General features: G+C 68.6%; 23 protein-coding genes. 15 read left to right on the forward strand and 8 right to left on the reverse strand.

The annotated features are described in order from the left end of the window. Positions 1–19: 19 nt before the first annotated feature. The gene (locus GPX89_RS17970; RefSeq protein ID WP_157388703.1) at positions 20–2,275 is read left to right on the forward strand and encodes a M28 family peptidase; all 2,256 of its coding nucleotides are present in this window, start codon (positions 20–22) and stop codon (positions 2,273–2,275) included. Between the two features lie 52 nt (positions 2,276–2,327). Here GPX89_RS17970 and GPX89_RS17975 read toward each other — a convergent pair whose 3' ends face one another. The 3 genes from GPX89_RS17975 to ctaD all read right to left on the reverse strand — a co-directional run bounded on the left by GPX89_RS17975 (position 2,328) and on the right by ctaD (position 7,046). Then, positions 2,328–3,872, reverse strand: a complete 1,545-nt coding sequence (locus GPX89_RS17975) for an AMP-binding protein (protein ID WP_157388705.1) — start codon at positions 3,870–3,872, stop codon at positions 2,328–2,330. A gap of 347 nt (positions 3,873–4,219) precedes the next feature. Next, entirely contained in the window at positions 4,220–5,128 is a 909-nt protein-coding gene (locus GPX89_RS17980; protein ID WP_198347487.1) for a quinone oxidoreductase family protein, read from the reverse strand. Positions 5,129–5,309: 181 nt separating this feature from the next. Beyond that, positions 5,310–7,046, reverse strand: a complete 1,737-nt coding sequence (gene ctaD, locus GPX89_RS17985) for an aa3-type cytochrome oxidase subunit I (protein WP_328601950.1) — start codon at positions 7,044–7,046, stop codon at positions 5,310–5,312. A gap of 325 nt (positions 7,047–7,371) precedes the next feature. On the opposite strand from ctaD, the gene GPX89_RS17990 reads away from it, so the two are divergent. Continuing rightward, entirely contained in the window at positions 7,372–7,776 is a 405-nt protein-coding gene (locus GPX89_RS17990) for a hypothetical protein (protein ID WP_157388707.1), read from the forward strand. Between the two features lie 3 nt (positions 7,777–7,779). On the opposite strand, the gene GPX89_RS17995 is transcribed toward GPX89_RS17990, so the two are convergent. Continuing rightward, on the reverse strand, positions 7,780–8,637 hold the full coding sequence (locus GPX89_RS17995; RefSeq protein WP_157388709.1) for an LLM class flavin-dependent oxidoreductase: 858 nt from the start codon (positions 8,635–8,637) through the stop codon (positions 7,780–7,782). 226 nt (positions 8,638–8,863) lie between these two features. Here GPX89_RS17995 and GPX89_RS18000 point away from each other — a divergent pair, with 226 nt between their 5' ends. From GPX89_RS18000 to GPX89_RS18015, 4 genes are all read left to right on the forward strand, one after another. After that, the gene (locus GPX89_RS18000) at positions 8,864–9,559 is read left to right on the forward strand and encodes a HalD/BesD family halogenase (RefSeq protein ID WP_157388711.1); all 696 of its coding nucleotides are present in this window, start codon (positions 8,864–8,866) and stop codon (positions 9,557–9,559) included. Between the two features lie 277 nt (positions 9,560–9,836). Further along, positions 9,837–11,195: a WS/DGAT/MGAT family O-acyltransferase gene (locus tag GPX89_RS18005; protein WP_157388713.1), complete on the forward strand. Its 1,359-nt coding sequence runs from the start codon at positions 9,837–9,839 to the stop codon at positions 11,193–11,195. A 27-nt stretch (positions 11,196–11,222) separates the two neighbouring features. After that, positions 11,223–12,005 (forward strand): RluA family pseudouridine synthase, encoded by a 783-nt coding sequence (locus GPX89_RS18010; RefSeq protein WP_157389144.1) that lies wholly within the window; start codon positions 11,223–11,225, stop codon positions 12,003–12,005. 134 nt (positions 12,006–12,139) lie between these two features. Next, entirely contained in the window at positions 12,140–12,919 is a 780-nt protein-coding gene (locus GPX89_RS18015) for a metallophosphoesterase (RefSeq protein ID WP_157388715.1), read from the forward strand. Here GPX89_RS18015 and GPX89_RS18020 read toward each other — a convergent pair. Continuing rightward, positions 12,900–13,961 carry an AraC family transcriptional regulator gene (locus GPX89_RS18020; protein WP_157388716.1) on the reverse strand — a complete coding sequence of 354 codons (1,062 nt, stop codon included), beginning with the start codon at positions 13,959–13,961 and terminating at the stop codon, positions 12,900–12,902. The genes GPX89_RS18015 and GPX89_RS18020 overlap by 20 nt on opposite strands. Positions 13,962–14,056: 95 nt before the next feature. Here GPX89_RS18020 and GPX89_RS18025 point away from each other — a divergent pair, with 95 nt between their 5' ends. The 4 genes from GPX89_RS18025 to GPX89_RS18040 all read left to right on the forward strand — a co-directional run bounded on the left by GPX89_RS18025 (position 14,057) and on the right by GPX89_RS18040 (position 19,306). Continuing rightward, a complete protein-coding gene (locus GPX89_RS18025; protein WP_157388718.1) occupies positions 14,057–15,511 on the forward strand; it encodes a flavin-containing monooxygenase in 1,455 nt (484 codons plus the stop codon). A 160-nt stretch (positions 15,512–15,671) separates the two neighbouring features. Continuing rightward, positions 15,672–17,744: an ABC transporter ATP-binding protein gene (locus GPX89_RS18030; RefSeq protein ID WP_235947626.1), complete on the forward strand. Its 2,073-nt coding sequence runs from the start codon at positions 15,672–15,674 to the stop codon at positions 17,742–17,744. Then, complete coding sequence (locus GPX89_RS18035) at positions 17,741–18,508, forward strand: energy-coupling factor transporter transmembrane component T family protein (RefSeq protein ID WP_157388721.1); 768 nt, start codon at positions 17,741–17,743, stop codon at positions 18,506–18,508. The genes GPX89_RS18030 and GPX89_RS18035 overlap by 4 nt, the downstream gene beginning before the upstream one ends. A gap of 159 nt (positions 18,509–18,667) precedes the next feature. After that, positions 18,668–19,306, forward strand: coding sequence for an ammonium transporter (locus GPX89_RS18040; RefSeq protein WP_157388723.1), 639 nt, complete (start codon positions 18,668–18,670; stop codon positions 19,304–19,306). Positions 19,307–19,334: 28 nt separating this feature from the next. Here GPX89_RS18040 and GPX89_RS18045 read toward each other — a convergent pair whose 3' ends face one another. Continuing rightward, the gene (locus GPX89_RS18045; protein WP_207710596.1) at positions 19,335–20,567 is read right to left on the reverse strand and encodes a lipase family protein; all 1,233 of its coding nucleotides are present in this window, start codon (positions 20,565–20,567) and stop codon (positions 19,335–19,337) included. 287 nt (positions 20,568–20,854) lie between these two features. Between GPX89_RS18045 and yczE the strand changes: the two genes are divergently transcribed. The 4 genes from yczE to GPX89_RS18065 all read left to right on the forward strand — a co-directional run bounded on the left by yczE (position 20,855) and on the right by GPX89_RS18065 (position 23,937). Next, positions 20,855–21,496, forward strand: a complete 642-nt coding sequence (gene yczE, locus GPX89_RS18050) for a membrane protein YczE (RefSeq protein ID WP_157388727.1) — start codon at positions 20,855–20,857, stop codon at positions 21,494–21,496. An 87-nt stretch (positions 21,497–21,583) separates the two neighbouring features. Continuing rightward, on the forward strand, positions 21,584–22,006 hold the full coding sequence (locus GPX89_RS44665) for a DUF4260 family protein (RefSeq protein ID WP_235947489.1): 423 nt from the start codon (positions 21,584–21,586) through the stop codon (positions 22,004–22,006). Next, positions 21,999–22,559: a TetR-like C-terminal domain-containing protein gene (locus GPX89_RS45915; protein ID WP_328601951.1), complete on the forward strand. Its 561-nt coding sequence runs from the start codon at positions 21,999–22,001 to the stop codon at positions 22,557–22,559. Before GPX89_RS44665 ends, GPX89_RS45915 begins: the two co-directional genes overlap by 8 nt. Positions 22,560–22,626: 67 nt before the next feature. Further along, positions 22,627–23,937, forward strand: a complete 1,311-nt coding sequence (locus GPX89_RS18065; protein ID WP_157388730.1) for a family 1 glycosylhydrolase — start codon at positions 22,627–22,629, stop codon at positions 23,935–23,937. A gap of 248 nt (positions 23,938–24,185) precedes the next feature. Here the strand turns inward: GPX89_RS18065 and GPX89_RS18070 are convergent, their stop codons facing one another. Both GPX89_RS18070 and GPX89_RS18075 read right to left on the reverse strand, forming a co-directional pair. Beyond that, positions 24,186–24,947, reverse strand: coding sequence for a dienelactone hydrolase family protein (locus GPX89_RS18070; RefSeq protein WP_157388732.1), 762 nt, complete (start codon positions 24,945–24,947; stop codon positions 24,186–24,188). Positions 24,948–24,990: 43 nt separating this feature from the next. Continuing rightward, positions 24,991–25,620, reverse strand: a complete 630-nt coding sequence (locus GPX89_RS18075) for a TetR/AcrR family transcriptional regulator (protein WP_157388733.1) — start codon at positions 25,618–25,620, stop codon at positions 24,991–24,993. Between the two features lie 88 nt (positions 25,621–25,708). On the opposite strand from GPX89_RS18075, the gene GPX89_RS18080 reads away from it, so the two are divergent. Continuing rightward, a complete protein-coding gene (locus GPX89_RS18080; RefSeq protein ID WP_157388735.1) occupies positions 25,709–26,716 on the forward strand; it encodes an NAD-dependent epimerase/dehydratase family protein in 1,008 nt (335 codons plus the stop codon). The last annotated feature ends 33 nt before the right edge of the window (positions 26,717–26,749 follow it).

Below are 26,749 nucleotides of genomic sequence, written 5' to 3' on the forward strand. Positions count from 1 at the left end.
CCATGCCTACTATTGGGTGATGCGGGTGGGACGCGGGCTTCGAGGATTCCTGTCATTCGCACTGCTGCTCGCGGTGGTGGTGGCCACCGCGTGGGCGCAGCAGCCGCACGGATACCGGGACGCGAACGCCCCGGACGATGTGTTCAGTGCGGCAAGAGCATTCACTCACGTCCGGGAGATCGGCGGCACGGCCCATCCGGTCGGCACGGCCGAACATGACCGGGTCCGCGACTATCTGGCCGATCAACTGCGAAAACTGGGTGTCGAGACCGAGATCCGCACCGGTGTCGGCCGCTTCCCCCGGGGGCTGCGTGACGACAACCCGAACCTCGGGCGAGTCGACAACATTGTGGGCCGCATCCCGGGCACGGCGTCCACGGGCACGGTATACCTTGCGGCCCATTACGATTCGGTGCCCTCCGCACCGGGCGCGAACGATAACGGCGTGGGTGTCGGGGCCGTTCTCGAAACCGTGCGAGCGTTGCGGTCGAACCCCGCCGGGCTGCGCAACGATCTGGTGGTCCTGCTGACCGACGGCGAGGAGCCCGGGCTGCTCGGCGCGGAAGCCTTTGTGGCGGAGGGCGGTTACGACCGCGACCACGGTGTCGTCATCAATCACGACGCCCGGGGCGCGGGCGGGCCGCCGCTGCTGTGGCGGCTCACGCGGCCGGAGGGCGCGCTCATCGAGGCGGTCGCCGACGCGGTACCGCACGCCAACAGCGATTCGCTGACCACCGCGGTGGCGGGTGAGGGGACCTCGAGCAATACCGATTTCACGTCCTTCAAGCCCGGCGGCCTGCGGGTGCTCGACTGGGCGTACACCGGCAAGAGCGCGTATTACCACAGCCGCATGGACGATCCGGCACACGTGGACAAGGCCACCTTGCAGCAGCTGGGCGAGAACACCCTCGCGCAGGCACGGGAATTCGGGTCCCAGGACCTGGGCGACACCGGCGATCGGTCGAATCCGGCGTACTTCGCACTGCCTTTCGGCACGCTGGCCGTCGTGCCCGTGTGGGTGATCATCGCGCTGGCGGTGGTCATGGTGCTCGCGGCGGCGTGGACGATCCGGCAGGTGCACCGCACCGGCGAGGCCACCGCCACAAGCCTTGTCCTCGCTCCGGCCACCGCCGTGCTGACGGTCCCGCTCACCATCGCCGCCACGTCCGGGTTGTGGACATTGCTGCGGTGGATTCGCCCGGCGTACGCGAGCGGACCGGTGGATCCCTTCCGTCCCGAGTTCTTCCACGTCGCGGTGCTGACGCTGTCCGTCACCGTGCTGCTGGCCTGGTATGCCTTCGCGCGCAGAGTTTTCGGGACCACCGCAGCGCCGATCGGACTGCTGACCGGCATCGTCGCGCTCGGCGCGGTGTTCGCCGCGCTCGCACCCGCCGCGGCCCAGGTGATCGTGGCGCCCACGGCCCCGGCAGCGGTCGGTACGGCCCTGACCTTCGTCGTCCCCGAACGCTGGCGACTGCCGCTGCTCACCGTGTTCCTGCTGCCCGCGGCCGTTTTCCTCGGCCTCACCGCGTGGTCCGGGGTGCAGGCCGGACTCGGCACCGCGCCCTACCTCGCCGCACCGGTGACCGTGCTGTTCGGCGGTCTGCTCCTGATGGTCCTCGCGCGATCCTGGCCACGGCGGAGCTGGCCGATTCCGCTCACCGCCCTGATCGTCGTCGCCGCCCTGGCCGCCGCCGGATTGGCCGTCGACCGGTTCGACGACCAGCATCCCCGCCGGACCCCGCTCGCCTACGCCCTGGACGCGGATCGCAATGAAGCCCGGTGGATCTCGACCCTCCCACCCGACGACTGGACCCGCACCTTCGTGGGGCACACCGCACCCGGCCCTCGCTACGACGGACTGTGGGACTCGATGGTGTCGAGCGGACCGGCACCGCTACAACCACTTCCGGCTCCGACCGCCGAAATACTCGCCGACAGCACCGACGCCGCCACCCGCACACTGCGCCTGCGGCTGACCTCCCCGCGCTCCGCGACCCGCATCGACCTGAGCTGGGACAACGCTCCGCGGTCCCTACGCGTGGCCGGCCGCGAGATAACCCCCGCGCCCGCCAAGGGTTTCCACTTCTACGCTCCCGCCCCCGAAGGCATCGAGGTCGAACTGACGGCCCCGGCCGGACCGCTCACCCTGCGACTAACCGACTACTCCTGGCTCCCCGACTCCCACCTCGACGCCCTTCCGAGCCCACCCGGCGACGTCTACTTCCAGCAGAACTCCGCCGCCGCCGTGTTCAGGACAGTGGCCTTGCCGTAAACCGTCGCGTCGGACGCAGCACCGCGCCCGGTTCCGCGGCCGGGCGCGTCGGTCAGGGGTGTGCCGCCGTGCTCGTCAGGACCGCGGCGTTGCCGTATCCGACGAGTTGGCCGATCGGGACCGAGCCGAGTCGGCCGTGGTGGTCGAGTTCGCCGTCGCCACGCCAGCAACCCAATTCGCCGGTGCGGTACATGCGGTCGCCGGGGTTGCCGTAGGGGTCGGCTACGAATCGGGAGCCGGTGATTCCGGAGCGGCGGTGGTAGCCCCGGGCCAATCCCGCCCCGGCCACATAGATTTCGCCGACCACGCCGGGCGGGAGCTGGTTCATCTTCTCGTCGAGCACGTAGCACCGGCCGCCGACCACCGGGCCGCCGATCGACACCGCGGCGTGCGGGGCGACCGCGCCCAGCGGGCGGCTCATGGTGGCGCACAGGCCCGCCTCGGCCCAGCCGTAACCGCTCACGAACGACCTTCCGGCCGACCAGATTCCGGTCAGCTTGGGCGGGCAGGCCGCGCCCGCGGTGGCGAGCAGGCGCAAGTGCGGCAGCGGTTCCGCGCCCGGCAGGGTGGCCAGGATGTGCGGGGTCAGCACGGCGTGCGTGACGCGGGCGTCGACCATCAGCTCGTAGAGGTCCGCGCCCGCGTACGGCCCGGCCGGAGCCAGCACCAGCGTCGCGCCGGAGGCCAAGGCCAGCAACAGCTCCCAGATCGCGGCATCGCGACCCGGTGTGGCCGCGGCGAGCACGCGGGCGTCGGGATCGGTGTCGCAGCGCTGAGCCTGGGTCACCACGAGGTTGGCGAGTCCGGCGTGGGTGAGGGTCGCGCCGCGGACGATGCCGCTCGAAGCGTTCGGATACACGACGTAGGCCGGATGCTGCAGCAGCAGCGGCCGCACTCGTTCGGCGTCGGTGACCGGCGCCGCGATCGGCGCCGACCACACCCCGGCCGTGCCGGGTGCGCTCTCGCCGCTGGTCCGGCGCATCGGCGTGTCCGCGCCCTCGGCCACCAGCTCCCGCGCTCGCGCGTCGAGTACCTCCGGGTCGGCCCCGCCGTCCGCGCCGTGCCGCTCGAGCGGTCCGATGGGGGCCATCGGCAGCCAGCCCGCGCCCGCCAGGGTGGGCAGCTGGTCGAGCCGATAGTCGGTCGTAATCCCGGCGACCGCACCGGAATCCACCAGAATCGGGGCGATGCGCGCCGGCGGCGAGTCCGGATCGACGGCCAGGAAGGCGGCCCCGGCATGCGCGACCGCGCACACCGCCACGACCCACTCCGGCGAGCGCGGCAGCCCGACGACCACCACGTCCTCCGGCCCGACACCCGCCTCGATCAGCCTGCGCGCCACACCGTTCGAGTGTTCGGCCAGCTCGCGGTAGGTGAGGGTGGTGCGCCCGCACACCACGGCCGTGGCCTCCGGATCGTAGGAGGCGGCCCGGGTGAGCAGCTGGGGCAGCGTCAGTGCGATCGCCGAGCTGGTGTCGTTCCACTTCCGTAGCTGCCGTTGCCATTCGAAGGCGGAGTCACCGGACCGGGCGGACTCGGCGGTGCGGCCGGGACCTGCCGGTGCGGTTTCGCAAACATCCGGAGAATCGGCGAGCATTGTCCCTCCCGAAGTCGAGACCTGCGGATTGCGCCGGAGCGCGGCGGTTTCGCGCTCCGACTGCGGACAGTACAGCACCGGAGCAGCAAGTCCACTGCTATTCGATCCGTGCCGCAGATGGACGAATGATCAGGCGTTATATGGACAATCGATCAGAGCGCTCGACGAGATCGGCCCGATGCGGGTGTCCGCACCGGGCCGATTCTGTCCGCCGGACCGGGCAGTGGCCGACGGGGCCCCCGGCGCGACGAGGAGCTCCGGGGTACGGGGCCGGTGGTGAATCCGGGCCCGCCAGCCCACGTTAGGCGTGTTCGCGCCGGAACGGTATCGGTTGGATGACCCAAATTTCAGATCATGCTCACCGCGACCCGGCCGAGATTGCGGCGCGTCTCGATCAGCTCGATCGCACCGGCCATCCGATCCAGCGGAAGGATGGTGTGGCGCGGGCGAATTCGCCCCTCGGCCAGCAGTTTCCACAGTTCGGCCCGCCAGGTCGCGAGCAGGTCGGCGGACTCCCGGCTGAGCACGCCCATCGAGAAGCCGGTGACGGTCTTCAGACCGCCGAGCAAGGTGTTGGCGTCGACGGAGCCGCCGAAGGCGCTGAACGCGATGAGCCGGCCGTGCGTGGCGAGGGTATCCACGCCGCGCTGCACCATCTCCGCGCCGACGCCGTCGAGAAAGACGTCGACCCGCTCGGTCCACGTCTCGTCGTAGGTGACGACCTCGTCCGCGCCGCACTCGCGGAGGAACTCGGCCTTATCGGCGGAGCCGACGGCCGCGATCACCCGCGCCGCGCCCAGGGCCGCGGCCAGCTGCACGGCGAGGTGACCGACCCCGCTGGCCGCGCTCGCGACGAGCACCGATTCGCCGGGGACCAGGCGCGCCGTCCGCAGCAGGCCCAGCGCGATGACACCGCCGCGCACCAGGGCCAGCGCGTCGGCGGGGGTGACGCCGTCGGGGATCTCGGTGATCAACAGCGGCATGGCGAGGGCGAATTCGGCGTACGCGCCGTCGAACACCACCCCGCCGACCCGCTTGCCGACCCACTCGTCGAGATCCGGCCCGGCCGCCACGACCGTCCCGACGATCTCACCGCCGTCGGGGCCCGTCGGGCCGTTGTCACGCTGCAGCATTCGCAGCAGGCCGAGGTGCACGCCGGCCAGTTCGGTCCGCACCAGCAGCTGACCCGGACCGGACACGAGCTCCGCGGCGGCGACGACGGCGGGGCGGCGACCGGAGAACTGAATCTTGCGCACTGGCGGGCCTTTCGATCTGCTCCGACCGACCGTCGAAGTTCTTATGTTGGACCTAAAGTTAGTCCGAGTCCGATTCGTATGTCAAACCTAAATTTCTCTTGATGCGAGAACTGCCGGCTCAGGGCATAAAAAAGCGCGGCGGCCGTCCGAGGACGACCACCGCGCTCAGCTGCGGGAGGAACTAGGTGGAGGCTTTCTCGTGCTCGAGCACCTCGTGATGCTTCGAACCCCAGCCCACGTGGGCCTCGGCGCGCATGCGCTCGACCATGTGCGGGTAGTGCAGCTCGAACGCCGGACGCTCCGAACGGATGCGCGGCAGCTCGTAGAAGTTGTGCCGCGGCGGCGGGCACGGGGTCGCCCACTCCAGGGAGTTGCCGTAGCCCCACGGGTCGTCCACGGTCACGACCTCGCCGTAACGGAATGACTTGAAGACGTTCCACACGAACGGCAGCATCGACGCGCCCAGGATGAACGACCCGATGGTGGAAACGGTGTTCAGCGTGGTGAATCCGTCACTGGGCAGGTAGTCGGCGTAGCGGCGCGGCATGCCTTTCGTGCCCAGCCAGTGCTGCACCAGGAACGTGGTGTGGAAGCCGATGAACGTGGCCCAGAAATGCCACTTGCCCAGGCGCTCGTCGAGCATGCGACCGGTCATCTTCGGGAACCAGAAGTAGATGCCCGCGAACGTCGCGAAGGCGATGGTGCCGAAGAGCACGTAGTGGAAGTGCGCCACGACGAAATACGAGTCGGAGACGTGGAAGTCCAGCGGCGGGCTCGCCAGGATGACACCCGACAGACCACCGAAGAGGAACGTCACGATGAAGCCGACCGCCCACAGCATCGGCGTCTCGAAGGTCAGTTGCCCCTTCCACATGGTGCCGATCCAGTTGAAGAACTTCACACCGGTCGGGACCGCGATGAGGAAGGTCATGAACGAGAAATACGGCAGCAGAACCGCACCGGTCGCGTACATGTGGTGCGCCCACACCGCGATGGACAGCGCCGCGATCGCGAAGGTCGCGTACACCAGGGTGGTGTAACCGAAGATCGGCTTGCGCGCGAACACCGGGATGACCTCGGAGATGATGCCGAAGAACGGCAGCGCGATGATGTACACCTCGGGGTGGCCGAAGTACCAGAACAAGTGCTGGTACAGGATGCTGCCGCCGTTCGCGGGGTCGTAGATGTGCCCGCCCAGGTGCCGGTCGTAGGCCAGCGCGAAGAGCGCGGCGGTCAGGATCGGGAAGGCCACCAGGATAAGGAAACTCGTCACGAAGATGGTCCAGACGAAGACCGGCATGCGGAACAGGGTCATGCCCGGGCAGCGCAGGCAGACCACCGTGGTGATCATGTTGACGCCACCGAGGATGGTGCCCAGACCCGAGACGGCCAGACCCAGGATCCACAGGTCCCCACCCACGCCCGGCGAGTGGACGATGTCCGACAGCGGGGTGTACGCGGTCCAGCCGAAGTCGGCCGCGCCGCCGGGGGTGAGGAAGCCCGCGGTGGCGATGGCCGCGCCGAAGAAGTACAGCCAGTAGCTGAAGGCGTTCAGGCGCGGGAAGGCCACGTCGGGCGCGCCGATCTGAATCGGCAGAATCACATTCGCGAAACCGAACACGATCGCGGTGGCGTAGAACAGCAGCATGATCGTGCCGTGCATGGTGAAGAGCTGGTTGAACTGCTCGGGCGAGAGGAACTGCATGCCCGGGCGGGCCAGCTCGGCGCGCATGAGCAGCGCCATGATGCCGCCGATCAGGAAATAGGTGATGGCGGTGGTCAGATACATGATCCCGAGCATCTTGGGGTCGGTCGTGGTGATCGCCTTGTAGATGAACGAGCCCTTGAGACCGTGGCGCGCCGGGAACGGGCGGGCCCACTCGACGTTCTGTTCGGGCTTTGGAGCAACTGCTGTCACCACGTCCTCCTCGGGAGGGGTTCCGTCCAGCTCTACCAATCGGGGCACATAGAACGGCGCACAGCGTACCTACAGCAAATAGATCTTCGCCGAAAACACTCCGAGAACACTCCAGGTGGTGCGAATCGCGATCGAACTGCAAGATACTGCAGGGCAAACGCCCCTTCGCATTCGGGGCGCGATCGGATTAAGGTCTGCGAGGGTGGGGATCGACCTGGTATCCAGCGAAACAGACCGTCCGGAAACAATTTTGGCGCGTTATTCAACATCAGTTCATCCCGCAACGTCACGAAAACCTCACGAGTCGCGATTCACTATCGGAACCATGTCTCGATCCACGCGCACCCGCGTCGCCACCGTCGCCGTGGTCGGCACCCTCGCAACCCTGCTCGCGGCCGGTGCCGCCACCGCCACCGACGAACCCAAGGCCGTCATTCACGGCCGCGCCGACGTGACCGCACGTGTGACCGGTGAGAAGCCCGGCAACAAATGCCAGATCGCGGCCGCCGACGTGAGCGGACCGTGGGGCACGGTCGACACCGACGGCACGGTCACCCTGACCCTCGCGGCCGGGAGGAGCAACGGCAAGCAGAAGTTGCGTGTGATCTGCGAGGACCCCAAACGCGGCGACGCGAGCATGCACACGGTCAAGTCGGATCGGGTCAGCTTCGACGGCATCCTCTCCCCCATCCGCCAGATCATGCACAACCGCTTCTTCGGGGCGCGATAAGCGTCATTGACGCCCGGCGCGGGCGGCGGCCACCGCGGCTCGGACGGCGGGGACGGTTTCGGTGGTGAAGTGGTGGGTGGCGGCTTCGCCGTCGGGGTCGACCGGGAGCAGGAATTCGCTGATGCCGTGGGCGAGAGCCGCTTCGGTGAGCTGGGCCGGGGTCATGGTGGGGTCGGTGACGTAGGCGCGGCGGATGAGGGCGGGGACGCGGCCGGATTCGCGGGCGCCGGTGTCGATGGCCGACATGAGGGCGGGCAGGCGGTCGGGCGGGGCGTAGCTGAAGCTGCCGAGCCAGCCGTCGGCGAGTTCACCGGTCAGGCGTAGGGCGCGGGGACCGTAGACGCCGAGCCAGATGCCGATCGAATGCGCCGGGGGTGGGCCGGGTTTCGCGCCGCGCAGCGGGTAGTAGTCGCCGGGCAGATGGGAGCGTTCGCCCTCGCCCCAGAGCGCGCGCACCACCCCGATCGCCTCACGCAGGGCAGTGAGGGCCTGGCCGGGGGTGCGGCGGTCGCCGCCCATGGCCTCGATGGCATCCCAGAACGCGCCCGCGCCCAGGCCGAGTTCGACGCGGCCCGCGCTGAGCAGGTCGAGACTGGCGGCGCTGCGGGCCAGCACGGCGGGCGGGCGCAGCGGGAGGTTCGCCACGGCGGGCATGAGGGTCAGGTTGCGGGTGACGGCGGCGACGTAGGACAGCAGTGTCCAGGTGTCCAGGAAGGCCGGCTGATACGGATGATCTTGAACGGCCAGCACTTCCAGCCCGGACTCGTCGGCCTGGCGTACCAGGCGCAGCAGCGCACGCCCGCGCGCCGCCTCGGGCGGAACGAAGATCCCGAACCTCAGCTCATGCCCGTAATCCGCCATAGCGAATACCAAGCTACCGCTCGGCCCGCGACGGCGGGACGATCTCGCGTCGGCTCGGCGAGTCCGGTTGACCGTCTCCGTTTCAGATCGTGATCAACCGGCAATCCGATTCCATAGTCGTTGCCGGGCAACGAATTACAATTGAAACCGGGCCGTCCGGTGCCCCGGCACGGTCTTCTCGACGGTCAGGCCGCGCGCGAGGCGGCCGGGTGAAGGGGCGTGCGCGGTGCAGGTTCACAGCACGATCGACGTGGCGGCCAACCACCTGCGGAAGGTGGATCCCTCCGCACTGGCGCACGCGCGGAACCGCTTGGCGGAGACCGGAATCGCGCGCCTGGGCTTCCTGCTCCCGCATCGGGTCAAACGCATGCTGGCCGCCGAGGCGCTGGCCCTGCTCGACCATCACCGGCAGTGGGGCGAACTCCTGCCCGAGGGCGAGGGCAGCGCCCGCCGGCCGGTGGATCTGAGTCGGCAGGAGGTGGCGGCGCACGCGTCCTGCATTCCGGGGCTCTACGACTGTGAATCCCTGCGGCACAACCTTTCCGTGATCGCCGCGGAGCCGGTGCTGCCCTGCCCGGATGCCTGCCGCTACACCGTCAGCCGCCGGCACCACGACGACGCCGCAGGCCAATGGCATTGGGACGATTACTCTTTCGCCCTGATCCTGGTGGTCGAGTGCCCGCCGCTGTCGGACGGCGGCTTCGTGCAGACGGTGGCGCACACCCGCCGCGACTGGGACCACGCCGACGTGTATCGGACCTTGACGCGCAACCCGATTCACTCCTGGGAGCTCTACCCCGGCGACCTCTACCTCCTGCGCGCCGACACCACCCTGCACCGGGTCCACCCCTTCGAGAACGGCCGCCGCACCACCCTCACGATGGCTTTTTCCGCCTCCCCGGGACTTCAGCGGACGGCATAGAGCCGTTGCCGGCCTCGTATCCGCGCCCGCGAATGGTGCCGAAACGATTTCGGGCGTACCCGGTGAGTTACCCCGAACGTCACGAAACCAGTTGTCACGCCGACAATCGACGGACGCTACCCGACCCCGGAGTTCGCGCTGCCGAGAGTTTGCTCGCCGGGCGAGAGTGATGCGAATCATATACAGTGGTAACCTGATTCACCGTTAACGCAGGGGGGCAGCGTCGCCGCACCGTGCTCCGCCCGGGCAGTTCTGCCCTCACGTTTCAGGCGCTCCCATGGATCTTCTCAACCCGATCGACGCGATCTTCCTGGCCATCGAATCCCGCGAGCACCCCATGCACGTGGGCGGCCTGCAACTGTTCGAACCGCCCGCCGACGCGGGCCCCGAATACACCCACGAGCTCTTCTCCGCCATGGCCGCGAAGACCGAGGTCCGCACCCGCTTCCGCCGCAGGCCCAGCCGATTGCTCGGCGGCTTCTCCAGCCTCGCGTGGTCCCATGCCGAGACCGTGGATCTGGGCTACCACCTGCGACGATCCGCCCTGCCCGCGCCCGGCGGCATGGCCGATCTGCTGGATCTCACCGAGCGCCTGCACGGCATCCTGCTCGACCGGCACCGCCCGCTGTGGGAGGGCCGGCTCATCGAGGGCCTGGCCGACGGCCGCTTCGCGGTCTACATGAAGATGCACCACGCCCTCATCGACGGCGTCTCGGCCATGCGGCTGATGCAGCGCACCCTCACCGACGACCCCCTCGACACCCGGCTGAGCGTGCCGTGGGGCACCGCGCCGGTGATCCGCGACGACAGCGCCGAACCCGAAAGCCCGTGGGCGCAGATGCGCAGGGCCGTGCCGCGGATGCTGCGCGGCGCCGGATCGATCGCCGCACCGTTGCGGGGCGCCATCGACGGCCGCCTCACCCTGCCGATGACCGCGCCGCGCACCATGCTCAACACCTCCATCGGCGGGGCCCGGCGCATCGCCGTGCGGTCCTGGCCGCTCGAGCGCATCAATGCCGTCCGCCTCGCCACCGGCGCGACGGTCAACGACGTGGTGCTCGCCATGAGCGCGTCCGCCCTGCGCTCCTACCTGATCGATCACGACGGACTGCCGGACGAGCCGCTGATCGCCATGGTGCCGGTGAACGTGCGTAGCGCCGCCGAATCCGATACCTCCGAGGGCAATATGGTCGCGGCCTGCCTGGCGAATCTCGGCACGCACATCGAGGATCCGGCCGAGCGGCTGGAGGTCATCCGGACTTCCATGCGCAATGCCAAACAGGTGTTCACGCAATTGCCGAAGCTCGAGGCGATGCTGCTGTCGGCCGCCCTGATGACGCCGCTCGGGGTGTCTCTACTACCGGGCTTCGAAGCCTTGCCGCGCATGCCGTTCAACCTGGTGATCTCGAATGTGCCCGGGCCGCGGAAACCGGTCTATATGCAGGGCGCGCGGTTGGACGCCAATTACCCGCTGTCGATCCCGTTCGAATCGCAGGCCATGAACATCACCGTCACCACCAATGGCGACAATCTCGATTTCGGGCTCGTCGGCTGCCGCCGCACGGTGCCGGATCTGGATCGCATGATCGGCTATTTGGAGAACGGTCTGGCCGAGCTGGAGAAGGCCACCGCCTGACGGCTGATTACGCTGGGTCGCGTGGAAATGTCGTGGCCCGAACTGCGGAAAGAGTGCCTGATCCTCGAGGACGAGGCGGTCTTGGCGTTGAACAAGCCCGCCGGGATCTCGGTGACGGGTGAGCGCCACGACACCGACATCGTGGAAATGGCGGCGGCACAAGGCGAGACGTTGTATCCGGTGCATCGCATCGACAAGGTCACCTCGGGTCTCGTCCTGCTGGCCAAGGAGTTGCCCGCGCACGGCGTGCTGACCCGCCAGTTCAACAAGCGCACCGCGCAGAAGGCGTATCTGGCCGTCACCGCGTCCACCGGCCTGCCCGATCGCGGCGTGATCGACCTGCCGTTGAGCGTCGGCCGCAAGAATCGGGTGCGAATCGCCGCGCCCCGCGAGAGCATTCGCCGCGCGGGCGACACCTGGCTGGTGGACGAGCAGGATGTGCTCGCGGGCAAGAACTATCCGTCGGTGACCGAATTCGCCACGGTCGCCCGCACCGATTCCCACACCGTCCTGGCGCTGCGCCCGATCACCGGTCGGCGGCATCAGATTCGCGTGCACCTGGCCTGGATCGGCCACCCCATCGTCGGCGATCCGCTCTTCGACAGGACCGGCGCGTTCGAGCGCACCCATCTGCATTCGTGGCGTTTGACCCTCGACGCACCCTGGCGTCCGAATGGTCTACTGGAACTCGAGGCCGAGCCGGGAGCCGATTTCTGGCAACCCGTCGCCGAGTCCGTCACCGCCGATCCTCGGCAACTATTGAGCAGCGCAAGCGAACTCATGGCCGACACCACACCGACCGCCCATTGATATTGGTTCGCTATATTGGGTGGCGGGTCTCACCGGTTCACATCGGGGCAGGTCAATTAGCCTGTTCGAGGTGACCGCGGTGCGGCGGCACAGCCGGGCGCAACGATGCGGCCCTTCACAGAAAGCGAACGCCGATGGTTCTGCTGGCTCAGCTCAGTGACACCCACTTCAATATGGGCGCACGCAATGTCGAACGCGTCGAACGGGTGATGGCCTTTCTCGCCGAGCTGCCGCAGCGACCGGATCTGATCGTCGTCACCGGCGATATCGCCGACGAGGGCGAGGTGGAGGAATACCGGCAGGCGCGCCTCGCGCTCGCTTCCGATCTGCCCGTGCTGGTCCTGCCCGGCAATCACGACGATCGCGGCAATATGCGGCAGGTGCTCTTCGGGCAGGACCCGAACTACGAGCCCATCAACAATGTGCACCGCGGCGACGGGCTGACCGTCGTACTGCTGGATTCCAGCATTCCCGGCAAGCCCGAGGGCCATCTGGACGAGGTCACCTACGCCTTCCTCGAGGACGCGCTCGCGCAGACCGCCGCGGACGACACCGTGCTCGTGGCCATGCACCATCCGCCGGTGGCCGTGCAGTCGACCGTCGTGGACCCCATTCGCCTCACCAATCCCGAACGCCTCGCCGAGATCGTGGCCCGCGATTCGCGCATCGCGGCCGTGCTCACCGGCCACGTGCACGCCGGGCTCATGACGCAGTTCGCGGGCAAGCCGCTGATCGTCGCGCCGAGCGTGTCCTCCACCATCGGCTGCGAATGGGAAACGGCCGCACCGGGACACGTGCCGATCGACTTCGCGCCCGACCCGTCGCTGGTCTTCCACTCCGTCACCGACGCCGGGCTGCTGTCCATGTTCCGGCCCATCGCCATGGGCGGCTGGCTCAGCGAACCGGCGGAGTGATCGCGGCGCGGCGGTAGACCGACGGGGTCGTGCCGGTCCAGCGTTTGAAGGCGTGAATGAAGGTGGACGCCTCCGCATAACCCAGCCGGATCGCCACATCGCTCACCGAAAGCGGTGTGGCGGTGAGCATTTCCTCCGCCAGCGCCCGCCGCACCTCGTCCAGCAGCTGCCGGTAGCTGGTGCCCGCGGCATCCAGGTGGCGGCGCAGGGTACGGGTGCTCATATTGAGATCCCTTGCCACGAGATCGATTCCGGGCGGCACCGCGAATCCGTCCAATCCGCCGCGCGGCACCAGCCGCCCCCGCACCTCGGCGGCGATGCCGGTGCGAGCGCGCCGACGGGACACCAGGTCCCGGCACTGCGCCAGGCACATGGCCCAGGTGTGGTCGTTGGCCTGGGGCAGCGGTTGCTCCAGTATCGCCGGGTCCAGGGTGAAGGTGGTGTGCGGCTGCTCGAAATGCGGCTGCAGGCCGTAGATTTCGGTGTAGAGGTCCAGGTCGGGCGGGGCCGGGAAGTCGAAGTCGGCGCGCAGGAGTTCGACGGGGTGGCCGAGCAGGTCCGACAGCACCTGGTGCATGGCCGTCACATCCCGTTCCACCAGGAAGCGCCGCACATCCGCGGGCACCCGCTCGTCGTGGACCACGAATTCGCCCGGCCGGACCCGGGCCGCCGGAATACAGAAGGTGAAGCTCAGCTCGAGGTAGCGCAGCGCGAAGGCGATGGCCTCGCCGAGGGTCGGGCTGGACACGCAGGCGAATCCGAAGATGCCGAAGGTGGAGATCCGATACCGCCGTCCGACCTCGAGGCCCAGATTCGGCCGCGCCCCCAACTCCCGCACCAGGTTCCGGATGACCGCGAGCTCGGTGTGCGCGTCGATCTGCGCGTCCGGGTCGGCCAGCTGTTTCTCGGTGAGCCCGCTGCCCTGCAGCATGCGCGCCAGCGGCACCCCGTGCTCACGCGCGAATCCCGCCATGAGCGCGACGCTCGCCACCCCACGCGGGAAGTCCCAATCCCTGATCCCCGCCTCCTGCTCCGTGCCCATAGCCTGATTATGGCCGAAATTCTCGATCTTCTCGCCCACTAAATCGAACGCTCGCTCCTACAGTGAAAAGGGACTTCGATGTGAGGAGCACCACAATGCCGTCGGTCATCATCATCGGTGCGGGATTCGGCGGGCTCGCCATGGCGATCGAGTTGCAGCGCAATGGCTTCCACGAGTTCACCATCCTCGAGAAGGCGGCCGACCTGGGCGGAGTCTGGCGGGAGAACACCTATCCCGGTGCGGCCTGCGATGTGCCGTCACCGCTGTACTCGTTCGCGCACGAACCCAAACCCAAGTGGCGGCAGCGGTATTCGACCCGCGAGGACATCTGGGCGTACATGCGCGGGGTCGCGGAGCGGCACCACCTGCTCGACGCCATCGTGTTCGGGGCCGAGGTGACCGAGGCGGAATTCGACGAGTCGACCGGGCGGTGGACGGTGCTGACCTCGGACGGGGTGGCACGCACCGCCGATGTGCTGGTGCCCGCGGTCGGGCAGCTGTCGCGGCCCGCCATGCCGTCGATTCCGGGGATCGGGCTCTTCGCCGGGGCATCGTTCCACTCGGCGCAGTGGGATCACGACGTGAAGCTGGCCGGAAAACGCGTGGCCTGCATCGGGACCGGGGCCAGCGCCATCCAGTACGTGCCCGAGATCCAGCCGGTCGTCGAGCATCTGACCCTCTTCCAGCGCACCGCGCCCTGGGTCCTGCCGAAGTTCGACACCGATTACAAGCCGGTGCATCAGCGGATCCTCGTCGAGATCCCGGGAATGCCGGTGGCGGAACGCTTCTCCTGGTGGCTCATCGGCGAATTCGTGGCGCTGGGGCTGGTGGAGTTTCCCGGCATCGTCCGCATGGTCTCCCGCATGGCGGAGAAGCACCTGGAAGAACAGGTCACCGACCCGGTCCTGCGCGCCAAGCTCACCCCCGACTACCCCATCGGCTGCAAGCGGGGGCTGTTCTCCAGCAACTTCTATCCCGCCCTGTGCGAACCCAATGTCGATGTCGAGACCACCGCGATCACCGAAATCGTCCCCGAGGGCCTCCGCACCGCCGACGGCGTCCTGCACGAAGCCGACGTCATCATCTACGGCACCGGCTTCAAGGGCACGGAGTTCCTGTGGCCCATGAAGATTCGCGGCAGAGCCTCCCGCAACCTCGATGACGTCTGGTCCGACGGCGCGCACGCCTACCTCGGCATCACCGTCCCCGAGTTCCCGAACATGTTCATGATCTACGGCCCCAACACCAACCTCGGCGTCGGCTCCATCATCTACATGATCGAATCCCAGGCCCGCTACATCCGCCACGCCATCCAACTCCTGGCCGAACACCCCGCCACCTACCTCGAAGTCCTCCCCACCCCCGAACGGGACTTCAACGAGGCCCTCCAATCCCGACTCGCCCGAACCCCTTGGAACTTCTGCACCAGTTGGTATCGCACCCCGTCGGGCCGCATCACCAACAACTGGCCCGGCACCACCCGCAGCTACCGCCGCCGCACCCGCACCCTGAACCTCACCGACTACACCTTCACCCCGATCAGCTCCTGAACAGCGAATCGCCCCTCGACCACCCACCCCGAACCCAGTGAGTTCGAGGGTGTGGGCACGGGGGGATGAGTCTGTGGAGATGTTGAGAGGGAGCGGTGGGTTGGGGCGGGGACACGGCAGACTGGTAGGCGTGACCGATTCGTACCGGATTCGCGGTGGGCTGAGTGACGGCCGGACCGGGAGTTCCGAGGGGGCGCTGCCCACGGGCGCGCTGCGGCCGATCGAGCTGGCGGCGGCCGCCGTGCTGGGCGGGGCGACCGTGGGGCTGGTGACCCTGGGGACGCTGGTGCCTTTCGCCGCGGCGCTGCAGTTGGTGGCGGCGGTGCCGATGGGCTTGCTGGCGCATCGGTACCGGTTTCGGACGCAGCTTGCGACCGCCATCGCGGGGACGCTCGTCACCTTCGTGGCGGCCGGGCTGTTGTCCGCGGAAAACCTGGTCGGGGTAGCGGTGATCGGCGGGATCATCGGGACGGTCAAGCGCAGAGGGCGCGGGCTGCCCGCGGCCACCGCGTTGTCGGCGCTGGCCGGGATCATCATGGCGGTGCTGACGGTCGGGATGCTGTTGGCGCTCGCGAAGTCGCGGCACCTGTTGTTCGACAATATTCGCAACCTGGCCAAGGGCGTGGAAAACCTTGCGGCGCGGCAGTCTTCGCTGGAGCCGCTGGGCAGGGCCGTCAGCGACCTCACCGATACGGTGCTGCACTGGTGGTGGGCGTTCGTGGGCGGCGGCATCATCGCGGCGATGGTGGCCAGCGGCGTCTTCTCGTGGTTCGTGCTGGGATCGGTGCTGGACCGGCTGACCTGGCTGCCGGGCCGCAACGACCTGCTCGACGCGCCCGACGACGACCGGCCGGTGGCGCCGCTGCCGGTCACCTTGCGGCAGGTCGCGTTCCGCTATCCGGGAGCGCGCGCTGATGCCCTGCAGGGTATCGATCTCACCGTCGACGTCGGCGAGTTCGTCGCGGTCGTGGGCCACAACGGGTCCGGAAAGTCCACGCTCACCAGGATTCTCGCGGGCCGTCCGCCCACGGCCGGCACTGTCACCCGCCCGGGTGCGGCGGGCCTGGGGGTGCGCGGCGGCACCGCCATGGTGCTGCAGCGCCCCGAGAGCCAGACCCTCGGCGTGCTCGTCGCCGACGACGTGGTGTGGGGTCTGCCCACCGAGTACGCCGCCGAGGTCGATATCGACGCGCTGCTCGCCGAGGTCGGCCTGGCGGGCATGGGCGGACGCGAGACCGCGACGCTGTCCGGCGGCCAGCAGCAGCGGCTCGCCGTGGCGGCCGCGCTGGCCCGGCGGCCCACGCTGCTGCTCGCCGACGAGGCCACCTCGATGATCGATCCGGAGGGCCGCCGCGATCTGGTCGCGCTGCTGGCGGCTCTGCCGCGACGGCATCGGATGGCGGTCGTCCTGGTCACCCATCACGAGGCCGACGCGGCCGCCGCCGACCGCGTGGTCCATCTGGCGAACGGCCGGGCCGTCGAGCACCTGCCCGCCTGGCCGCGCCCGATCAGCGATCCGCGCCGGCGTCCGATGGGTGAACCCGTTCTCGAATTGCGCGGCGTCGGACACACCTACAACCGCGGCACCCCGTGGGAAGCCCCCGCGTTGCACGACATCGATCTGACCGTGCGCCGCGGCGAGGCGCTGCTCATCGTGGGCGGCAACGGATCCGGCAAGTCCACGCTGGCCTGGATCATGGCCGGGCTCACCATGCCCACGGCGGGCACCTGCGACCTGCACGAATTCACCAAGACCCGTCCCGTGCACAAGCGAATCGGGGCCGTGCAGCTGGCCTTTCAGCATTCCCGGCTGCAGTTGCAACGCCAGACCGTCGGCGAGGAGATCGAGGATTGGGGCGGTCGCGGCACCTACGCGGTCGCCAAGGCGCTCGACGCGGTGGGCCTGGATCGCGGACTCGCCTCGCATTCCGTCGAGGGGCTCAGTGGCGGGCAGGCCAAACGCGTGGTGCTGGCGGCGATCGTGGCCAGTCACCCGCAGGTGGTGGTGCTCGACGAGCCGCTCGCCGGACTCGACCCTGGCGGCCGCGCCGGAGTGGTGGAACTGCTGGCCCGACTACGGGATTCGGGGCTGACCCTGATCGTCATCTCACACGACGTCGCGGATATGGCCGCGGTGTGCGACCGCACCGTTCACCTGCGCGACGGACGCCTCGTCGAGTCCGATGCGGCCGCACACGTCCCGGCCCACGATTTCAGCGGAGGCATCCGATGAGCAGTGTCGTCTTGCGCGAAGTCCCCGTCGACAGCCCCGTGCACCGACTCTGGGCCGGTACCAAGATGATCGGCGTCTTCGCCTTCAGCCTGCTGCTCATGTTCGTCCCGTCCTGGTGGCTGCTCGGTATCGCCGCACTGTTCCTGAGCACGGTGTTCGTGATCGCGAAACTGCCGCTGGGCACCCTGCCGCGCTTCCCGTGGTGGGTGTGGATCGGCGTTCTCCTCGGCGCGGCCATCAACGTACCGGTCGGTGTGTCGGCATTGGTGCGCTACGCACAGGTCATCGTGTTCGGATTCCTGCTGCTCGGTTCGACCTTCCTGGTCGCCTGGACGACCCCCATGGGTGAGATCGCTCCCGCATTGGCGAAACTCGGTGCGCCGCTGAAGAAGATCGGCTGGACTCGCGACGGCGTCCGCCGCACCGTTCCGGTCGACGAGTGGGCGGTGGTGGTGGCGCTGACCCTGCGCGGCCTGCCCCTGCTGCTCGAGGAGATGCGGATCCTGCGCGCGGCTCGCAAACTGCGGCCCAAGGATTCGCTCGTGCACCGCGCCTCGGAGAACCCGCTGGTCGACATTCTGACCGCGAGCATGGCCGTGTCCACCCGTCGCGCAGGCGAACTCGGCGAGGCCATCACCACGCGCGGCGGCACCGGCGAGTTGACCGCCCGTCCCGGCTCGCCGGGCCGCGCCGACGTGGTGGCCCTGCTGGTGGTGGCTTTCGTGTGCGCCCTGGGAATCGGTGTCGAACTGCTGTTTCAGTAAGTCTCGAGCCGAAATTTATCCTGCGCGTCGGTGTCGCGCGCTACCGTGATTCTCGATAGAACGCGTTGCTGACGCAACACGGCTCTCGCATTCATAAAGGGGGAATTACACAGCCGAGCCTTGTGTTGCCACGAAAACCTGATGAAGATTGGAACACCCATGATGCTGCGTAAGATCACCGCAGTCGCGGCCCCGGTTGTCACCGCGGTCGCCATCGCCGGAGCCGGTGTGGCACACGCCGACTCGGGCGTCCCGGACATCGGCTACCAAGCCCAACTGGTCGGCAATACCGTCGTCACCACCCTCACCAACGGCAGCTTCGAACTGGCCGGCGGTTCGGTGAATATCAAGGACACCGCGGGCGACATCCTGCTCACCATGCCGCTGTCCTTCGCCGAGGACGGCCTGAGCTACGCCATGCCCTCCAGCGTCAGCCAGGACGGCACCACCCTGAGCATCACCGCGGTCAAGGACGTCGCGGCGGCCACGCCGGCGCTGCACCCGGTGGCCTCGCTCGGCGAGAACAACCGGGCCATGCAGGCCTTCAACGGCCAGTTCGGAATCGCCACCGCCATCGGCAGTTTCGTCGGCCTGGCCATCGGCGCCGGCATCGGCCTCCTCGGATTCGCGGGCGGTGCGTTCGGCCTCGCGACGGTACCGCTCGCCGCGGGCCTCGGTGCGGTCATCGGCACCCTGGTCGTGGGCGGCCCGGCACTGCTCATCGCCGGTATCGACCTGATCAGCACGCTGGCCGCCCCGCCCGGCACCACCAAGTGGTCCGAGCCCGGCAACAACTAACCCAGACGTCGGGTGCGCCGGGCTGGGTTCAGCGCACGGTGCACCCGGCAACCAGGGGTAGGCCCGCGAAGCGGTCCGACAGGAAGTTCATGGCCCCCAACGCTTCTGCGATGGCCGCGGGGTTGTGGCCCGGTATCGGGCTGTGCACGGCGGTGAGGGTCGCGCCCAACGCGCAGTAGCGAGCCACCAGGGCGTTGAAGCCCGCCGGGGGAATCACGTCGTCGGCATTGCTGTGATACAGGTACAGCGGCACGTCGGGCGCCCAGCCGCCCAGCTCCTGATGGTTGCCGGCCACCAGAAAGGCTTGGCTGTCAAGGATTTCCGGCACGTTCGAGTAGTCGTCCATGTGCCCGAACACGTGCCGCACCACCAGATCGCCGCCGCACGCGGCGGCCTCCTGCGCCAGCAGCGTGTGCCCGCTGTCGTTGAGGACGCCGGCGAGGCCGGAACCGGGATCGTTGCGCGCCAGGGCAATCAGGATGAGCATCGCGAGTCCGGCCTGGTAACTCCCGTCGACTCCGCGCGCGATGGCGGGTATGTCGGTGGGCACGCCGCCGGAGGTGACGCCCGCGAACCAAAGTTCGGGAGCGTAGCCCGCCCGCAGCTGCATGGCCCACAGGGTCGCGAAGGCCCCACCCGAGTAGCCCCAGGCCCCGAGCGGACTGGAATCGGTAATACCCAGCGGTGCAAAGGCTTTAGCGGCGCGCACGCCGTCCAGCACCGCCCGGCCGGAGTTCACGCCGTCGAAGAATCGAGACCGCGGTCCCTCGTAGTCGGACACCACCACCGCCCAGCCGCGGCGCAGCGCCTCGGCCAGGAAGGGCACATCCAGCAGGGTGGTCGCGATCGAGAAGTCCCGCCCGCCACGCAGCGCGAACGATGGCGCGCAACGGGTTCCGAGACCGTCCTCGGCGATCTGGAACGACAGCAGCGGCCGGTCGCCGGGGCCGCTCCACGGCGTGATGGGTTCCAGCACGGTCGCCACGTCGGCGGCGGCCCGATCGGCGGAGTCGGTGGTCCGGTACTGCACCTGCCAGCCCGCGACCGGCAGCGGCAGCCCGAAGACGGCGATCGGCCGGGAGTTCAGGATCGCCCCGTTCGCATACTCGCCCAACGAGATCGGGGTCGCGTAGAACGGATCGTCATCCGGGTAGGGCAGGTCGGCGCGGGTGCGGGGCACCACGACCGCCGCCGCCACGAGGGCGACCGCGGCGATCAGCCCGGCGCGCCACCAGTGCCGAAATCCCCTCGGGCGCCGCATCATTCCCCGCGCGTGCGCCCCCGACCATGCGTCATCCCGCCGCATAACGCCCTCCAGCGTCGTATCGCCCGACGCTCCAGACCACGGACCCGCACTGTGCGCCGATAGAACTCCAGCGCATCGGAGATCCAAAGCTACTGCTGGCGTGTCCGCCGGTCAACGACTTCGGGCGCGTCGTGACCATGGTGTTGCGCGGTTTCTAGTACCGAAGTATGTAGCCAATTCGAGGTCCAGGGATTGCCAACTGGATCTACCGACTGCATGCCAGTCGCGGGCATGCTCGGTCAATGTTGTTGCGCCGCCTCTTCGCCCTGTATGTCGGACTCTGGCTGTACGGCTTCTCCATGGCCGTCATGATTCGCGCGGCGCTCGGCCTGGACCCGTGGGATGTGTTCCACCAGGGTGTGGCCGGTCAGGTGCCGCTGAGTTTCGGCACCATCGTGGCGATCACGGGTGCGGTGGTGTTGCTGTTCTGGATTCCCTTGCGACAGTGGCCCGGTCTGGGCACGGTCAGCAATGTCGTGGTCATCGGGGTGTCGGTGGACGCGGGATTGTGGCTGCTGCCGGAGCCGCACGCGCTGCCGGTGCGGATCGGGGCGATGGCCGCGGCGGTGGTGCTGAACGCGGTGGCGACGGTGCTCTACATCGGCGCGGGGATGGGTCCGGGGCCTCGCGATGGACTGATGACTGGTCTGGTCCGGCGCTCGGGCAGACCGGTCTGGCTCATTCGCACCGGACTCGAGGCGACGGTGCTGTCGGTCGGCTGGATCCTGGGCGGCAGTGTCGGCGTCGGCACCGTCGTCTACGCGTTCGGCATCGGACCGCTTATCCAGCTGATGATCCCATTCGTGGATCGGTACCTGCCGGGCTTTCGCCCGGAGACGTCCGAGGGGGCGATCGAGCCCGCGGCCGAGCCGATGGCCGCCTGACACCTCCGGGGTTGACAGGCTAACGGCGTTAGCCTTACCGTAGTGGCTAACAACGTTAGCCCCTGCTCGAAGCCCTCGGAGGGTCCGATGACCACCATCGCCGCCAACCTGTCGACCACCGACCACCGCCTGCCCGCCGCTGTCCGCAAGGCCGCGTGGATCGCCTGGACCCTGTTCCTGGCCGCCTTCGCGGTCGTCGAGGGCGTCAACCACGGCACCGGCTCCTGGCTGGCCCTGGTGGCCGGACTCATCGCTCCCGACCTCACCTTCTTCGCCGCCATCGGCGCGAAAGACCCTGTGCGGCAGGGGCAATTGCCCCGTCGGGCGGTGCCGTTCTACAACGCGGCCCACCGCACCTGGATCCCGCTGGCGCCGGCCATCGCGTATGCCTTCGGCCCCCTGCAGATTCCGGCCCTGTTCACCTTCCTGGTGGCCTGGATGCTGCACATCGGCATCGACCGCAGCGCCGGGTACGGGCTGCGCACCGCGGACGGATTCATCCGTGGCTGACCCGAACGGAACGCTCACCGAGCGGCAGCGGCAGATCGCCGCGGCCGCTCGCGCGCTGTTGGACGAGCAGGGGCCCGAGGCGCTGACCATGCGAAATGTGGCCGAGGTCTTGGGGATCAAGGCGCCCTCTCTCTACAAGCACGTCCCCGACAAGACCGCGCTCGAGCACCTGGTGGTGGCCGACGGCTTCGCCGAGATCGCCGATGCGCTGGAAGCGGCTGTCCCGCAGGGGCTTACGGGCATCGCCGCGGCGTACCGCGACTACGCCATCGGCCATCCCCACGTCTACCGGCTCATGAACTACCGCCCGCTGCGCCGGGATCTGCTTCCCGCGGGCCTCGAAGAGCGCACCGCGCGACCGCTGGCGGCGGCGGTCGGCGGCGATCCGGCACGCGCCCGGGCATTGTGGGCGTTCGCTCACGGCATGGTGAGCCTGGAAATCGACGGCCGATTTCCCGATGACGCCGACCTCGCCGCCGCCTGGCGCGCCGGACTCGAATCCTTCGGCGAGGTAATGCCAAACCACTATCGACCTGGCACATCCCCGCAATAAATGTCAGCTATCCAGGAGTAAGTTACCGCTTTCACTCATTTCGAGTGCTGCTCCCGGGGAAGTGCTGATGCGCACTCGATTTCGCTGTCTCGCCACGGCCGGGCTCGTTATGGCCGCCACCCTGCTGCTGGTCCCCGGGGCCGCCCGCACCGCACCGGAAAGTCAGGTCAGTGTGCTCGGCGACGACTTTCTCTGGGGCGTGGCGGCTTCCGGATTCCAATCGGAAGGCCAGTCACCGGACAGCAATTGGACTCGCTATATCGAGGCCAATCCGGGTTGGGACCGGCTCGGTGATTCCGTCGACTTCCGGGATCGGTTTCGATCCGATATCGCCCTGGCGCAGCGGCTCGGCGTCAAGGTGTTTCGGATCGGCATCGAATGGGCACGGCTGGAACCGCAACCCGGAGTGTGGGATCCGGCCGCCTTCGAGTACTACGACGACGTGGTCGAGGCCATCGTGGCGGCCGGTATGCGCCCGATGCTGACCCTCGACCACTGGGTGTATCCCGGTTGGGCGGCCGATCGGGGCGGCTGGCGCAACCCCGGCATGGTGGCCGACTGGCTCACCAATATGCGCAAGGTCGTGGACCGCTACGCGCCGCGCGCCCCGGTCTGGGTGACCGTCAACGAGCCGGTCGCCTACATCATGCACGAGGTGACGAAGAACGGAACCGACGCCGACCAGATGCTGAGCGAGGTGGCGCAGGCGCACAACAGCATCTACGACTACATCCATCAGGTGCAGCCCGGCGCGCAGGTGACCAGCAATGTCGGCTACGTCGCCGGCGCGGAGTCGAAGGTCAACGGACCGCTCATGGACCTCATCGGCGACAAACTCGATTTCATCGGCATCGACTACTACTTCGGCTACGAACCCCCGCAACTCGCGGCCGCGAACACCCCCGCCACCCCGCCCGGCATGTGGGACCTCCCGGTCTACCCCGAAGGCATCTACTTTGCCCTGCAGCACTATTCACAACGCTTCCCCGGAAAACCCCTGTGGATAGTCGAAAACGGCATGCCCACCGACGACGCCCACCCCCGCCCCGACGGCTACACCCGCTCCGACCACCTCCGAGACACCGTCTACTGGCTCCAACGCGCCAAATCCGACGGCATGAACATCATCGGCTACAACTACTGGAGCCTCACCGACAACTACGAATGGTCCTCCTACACACCAAGATTCGGCCTCTACACGGTCAACGTCCGCACAGACCCCACCCTCACCCGCACCGCCACCGACGCAGTAGCCACCTACCGCACCATCATCACCGCCAACGGCGACCCCACCGACTACCTCCCCACCCGCAAACCCACCGACTGCACCCTCGTCGATCCCCCCGCCAGCTGCACCACCCCGGTCACAACCCCCTGACCCCACGAGCACGCACTGAGGCACGGGAATGCCCGGGAAATCGATTTGGGGATTGTCGGGACGTCCGCGGGTGCGGGGGCCGGGAGCATCGTGCGGTGCGGGCCCGGCGCGGGCGCGATCGGCGTGTTCACCAGGTACGCAGCCGATCCGGACGTGCTCGCGGGCTGGCCGGATGCGTTCCGGGCGGGTATTCGGCAGGCGGGCGACCTGGCGGAACAGTTGATCGGCGGGGCTGGGCGGCGAATCCGCTACGGGCGCAGGGTGCGGGCGAACAGGGCGAATAGTTCGCGGTAGTGGCGTTCGGCCGCTTCCTCGTCGTAGGCGGCGGTGTCGGCCTGGGTGTAGCCGTGCTGGACGCCCGGGTAGACCTCGGTGCGGAAGGTGACGCCGGCGGCCTCGAGGGCCTTGTCGAACGCGTCGATGTGGTCCGCGGTCATGTGCCGGTCCTCGCCCGCGTGGGCGAAATACAGTTCCGCGGCGATGTTTCCGACGGTCAGGTGCGGGCTGTCGGGGGTGTCGGTGACGAGGGGGCCGCCGTGGAAGCCGGCCACCGCGCCGACCCGCTCGGGGAACATCGCGGCGGTCAGGACGGCCAGGCGCGCACCCATGCAGTAGCCGGTGACGCCGACCTTTCCGGGGGTGACCCGCGGGGACGCGGCCAGCCAGGAGAGGTAGGCGTCGGCGTCGGAGCGCAGGCGGTCGGGGGTCAGCTCGCGGATCATGGGGAAGACCTGCTGGAAGATCTCCGGCCGCTGCGACGGGTCGATGAAATCCGGCAGGTCGATCACCGGTGCGCGGCCGTGCCGGTAGAAGGCGTTGGGCAGCAGGACCGTGTAGCCCTCGGCGGCGATGCGATCGGCCAGCGCGCGCAGGTTGGGGCGCAGCCCGAAACCGTCCTGGATCACCAGCACGCCCGGGTGGGGGCGGCCATCGTCGGGATACGCCGCGTACGCGTCGGCGACACCGTCGGGCGTCCGAATGTCGAGCGATTCCCCGTGCACTGCCGTCATCGTCGAATCCTCCGCTCGCGTGGGATGTTTCGAACTTAACCCATCAGTGCCCGCTCGAGCCGCGTCCGTCGATGAGGTCGGCGAAAATTCGGGTGATGCGGGCGGTCAGCTCCTGCGGTGTGGTGCCGGACTGGGTGGCGCGCAGAGCGAATTTGCCGTCGACGGTGAGGGCTGCCATGCCGTGGGCCAGCGACCACCAGGCCAGCGCCATCGTCTCGGCGTCGGCGGCGGGGAGGAAGCCGGACGCGACGGCCTCGGCGACGGTGGATTCGAGGACGGCGAAGGCGGCGTCGCCCGCCGCCTCGGTGTCCGGGTGCTTCTCGGGCTGAGACAGCTCGGGGCGGAACATGATCCGGAAATAGGCGGCGTGATCGCGGGCGAAGTCGACGTAACCGATGGCCATGGCGATGAGGGCGGCGCGCGGGTCGGGGGCGGTCTCCCGGACGGAAGTCATTGCCGCGCCGAGGAGTTCGAACCCGCGGGCCGCGAGCGCGGACATCAGGGCGGCACGGTCGGCGAAGTGGTGGTACGGCGCGCCGGGGCTCACGCCCGCCTCCCGGGCGACCTTGCGCAGGCTCACCGCGGCCAGCCCCTCGGACTCGATCAGCTGCAGAGAGGCGCGCAGTAGTTCCTCGCGGAGGTCTCCGTGGTGATAGCGGTCCTTGGGCGGCATGGGTCGAGCGTAAGGGGTTGACGATCCACGGCCCCGCAATCTATACATTGTTCAGATTCTAAACACTGCTCAGATTGGGGTACGGCCCATGTCCGATCTCGTTCTCGTCACCGGCGCGTCCGGCTTCGTCGCAGGTCATGTCATTCAGGAATTGCTCGGTCGCGGCTACCGGGTGCGCGGCACCGTGCGTTCGGTCGCACGCGCCGCCGCGGTGGCCGACGTGCTGGCCGGGGCCCAATTGGTCGAGGCCGATCTGGGATCGGATGCCGGGTGGGCCGAGGCGGTCGAGGGCTGCCGCTACGTCGTGCACACCGCCTCCCCGTTCCCCGCCGCCGAACCGAAGCACGAGGACGAACTGGTCCGCCCGGCCGTCGACGGCACCCTGCGCGTGCTGCGCGCGGCCGCCGCTGCCGGAGTCGAACGCGTCGTCGTCACCTCGTCCATCGCGGCGGTCGAGGTCGGGAACGAGGGCCACACGCTCACCGAGGCCGACTGGTCCGACACCGCGCGCTGCGACGCCTATCAGAAGAGCAAGACCCTGGCCGAGCGCGCCGCCTGGGATTTCGTCGCCGAACACCCGGAACTCGAACTGGCCGTGATCAATCCGGGCATGATCATCGGACCCGTCCTGCGCGCCGAGGCGGGCACGTCGGTCGGCGGCATCCGGACCGTGCTGGCCGGGGACATGCCGGGCGTCCCACGCCTCAACTTCGCCACCGTCGACGTCCGCGACCTGGCCGTCGCCCACCGTCTGGCCATGGAAGTCCCCGCGGCCGCCGGAAACCGCTACATCTGCGCCGGACCCGAGACCACCTTCCCGGCCATGGCCGAGATCCTCGCGCAGCGCTACCGCGTCTCCACCCGCGTCCTCCCCGACTGGCTCGTCCGCCTGGTCGCCCGCTTCAATCCCGATGCCCGACTCGCGGCCCGGTTCCTCGGCCGCCACGAGAACCTCAGCGCCGCCAAGGCCGAGAAGGAACTCGGCTGGACGATGCGCCCGCTCGCCGATTCCCTCTACGACACCGCGGCCAGCCTCATCGACACCGGACTGGTCGCAGACCCGGGCTCGCCCAGGAGCGCCCGGGCCGCCGCGTAGCGCCTACAGTGGAGCGAAAGTAGCTGGGACCCA

Origin of the sequence: Nocardia terrae (assembly GCF_009760405.1) — a bacterium.
GTDB classification, from domain to species: domain Bacteria; phylum Actinomycetota; class Actinomycetes; order Mycobacteriales; family Mycobacteriaceae; genus Nocardia; species Nocardia terrae.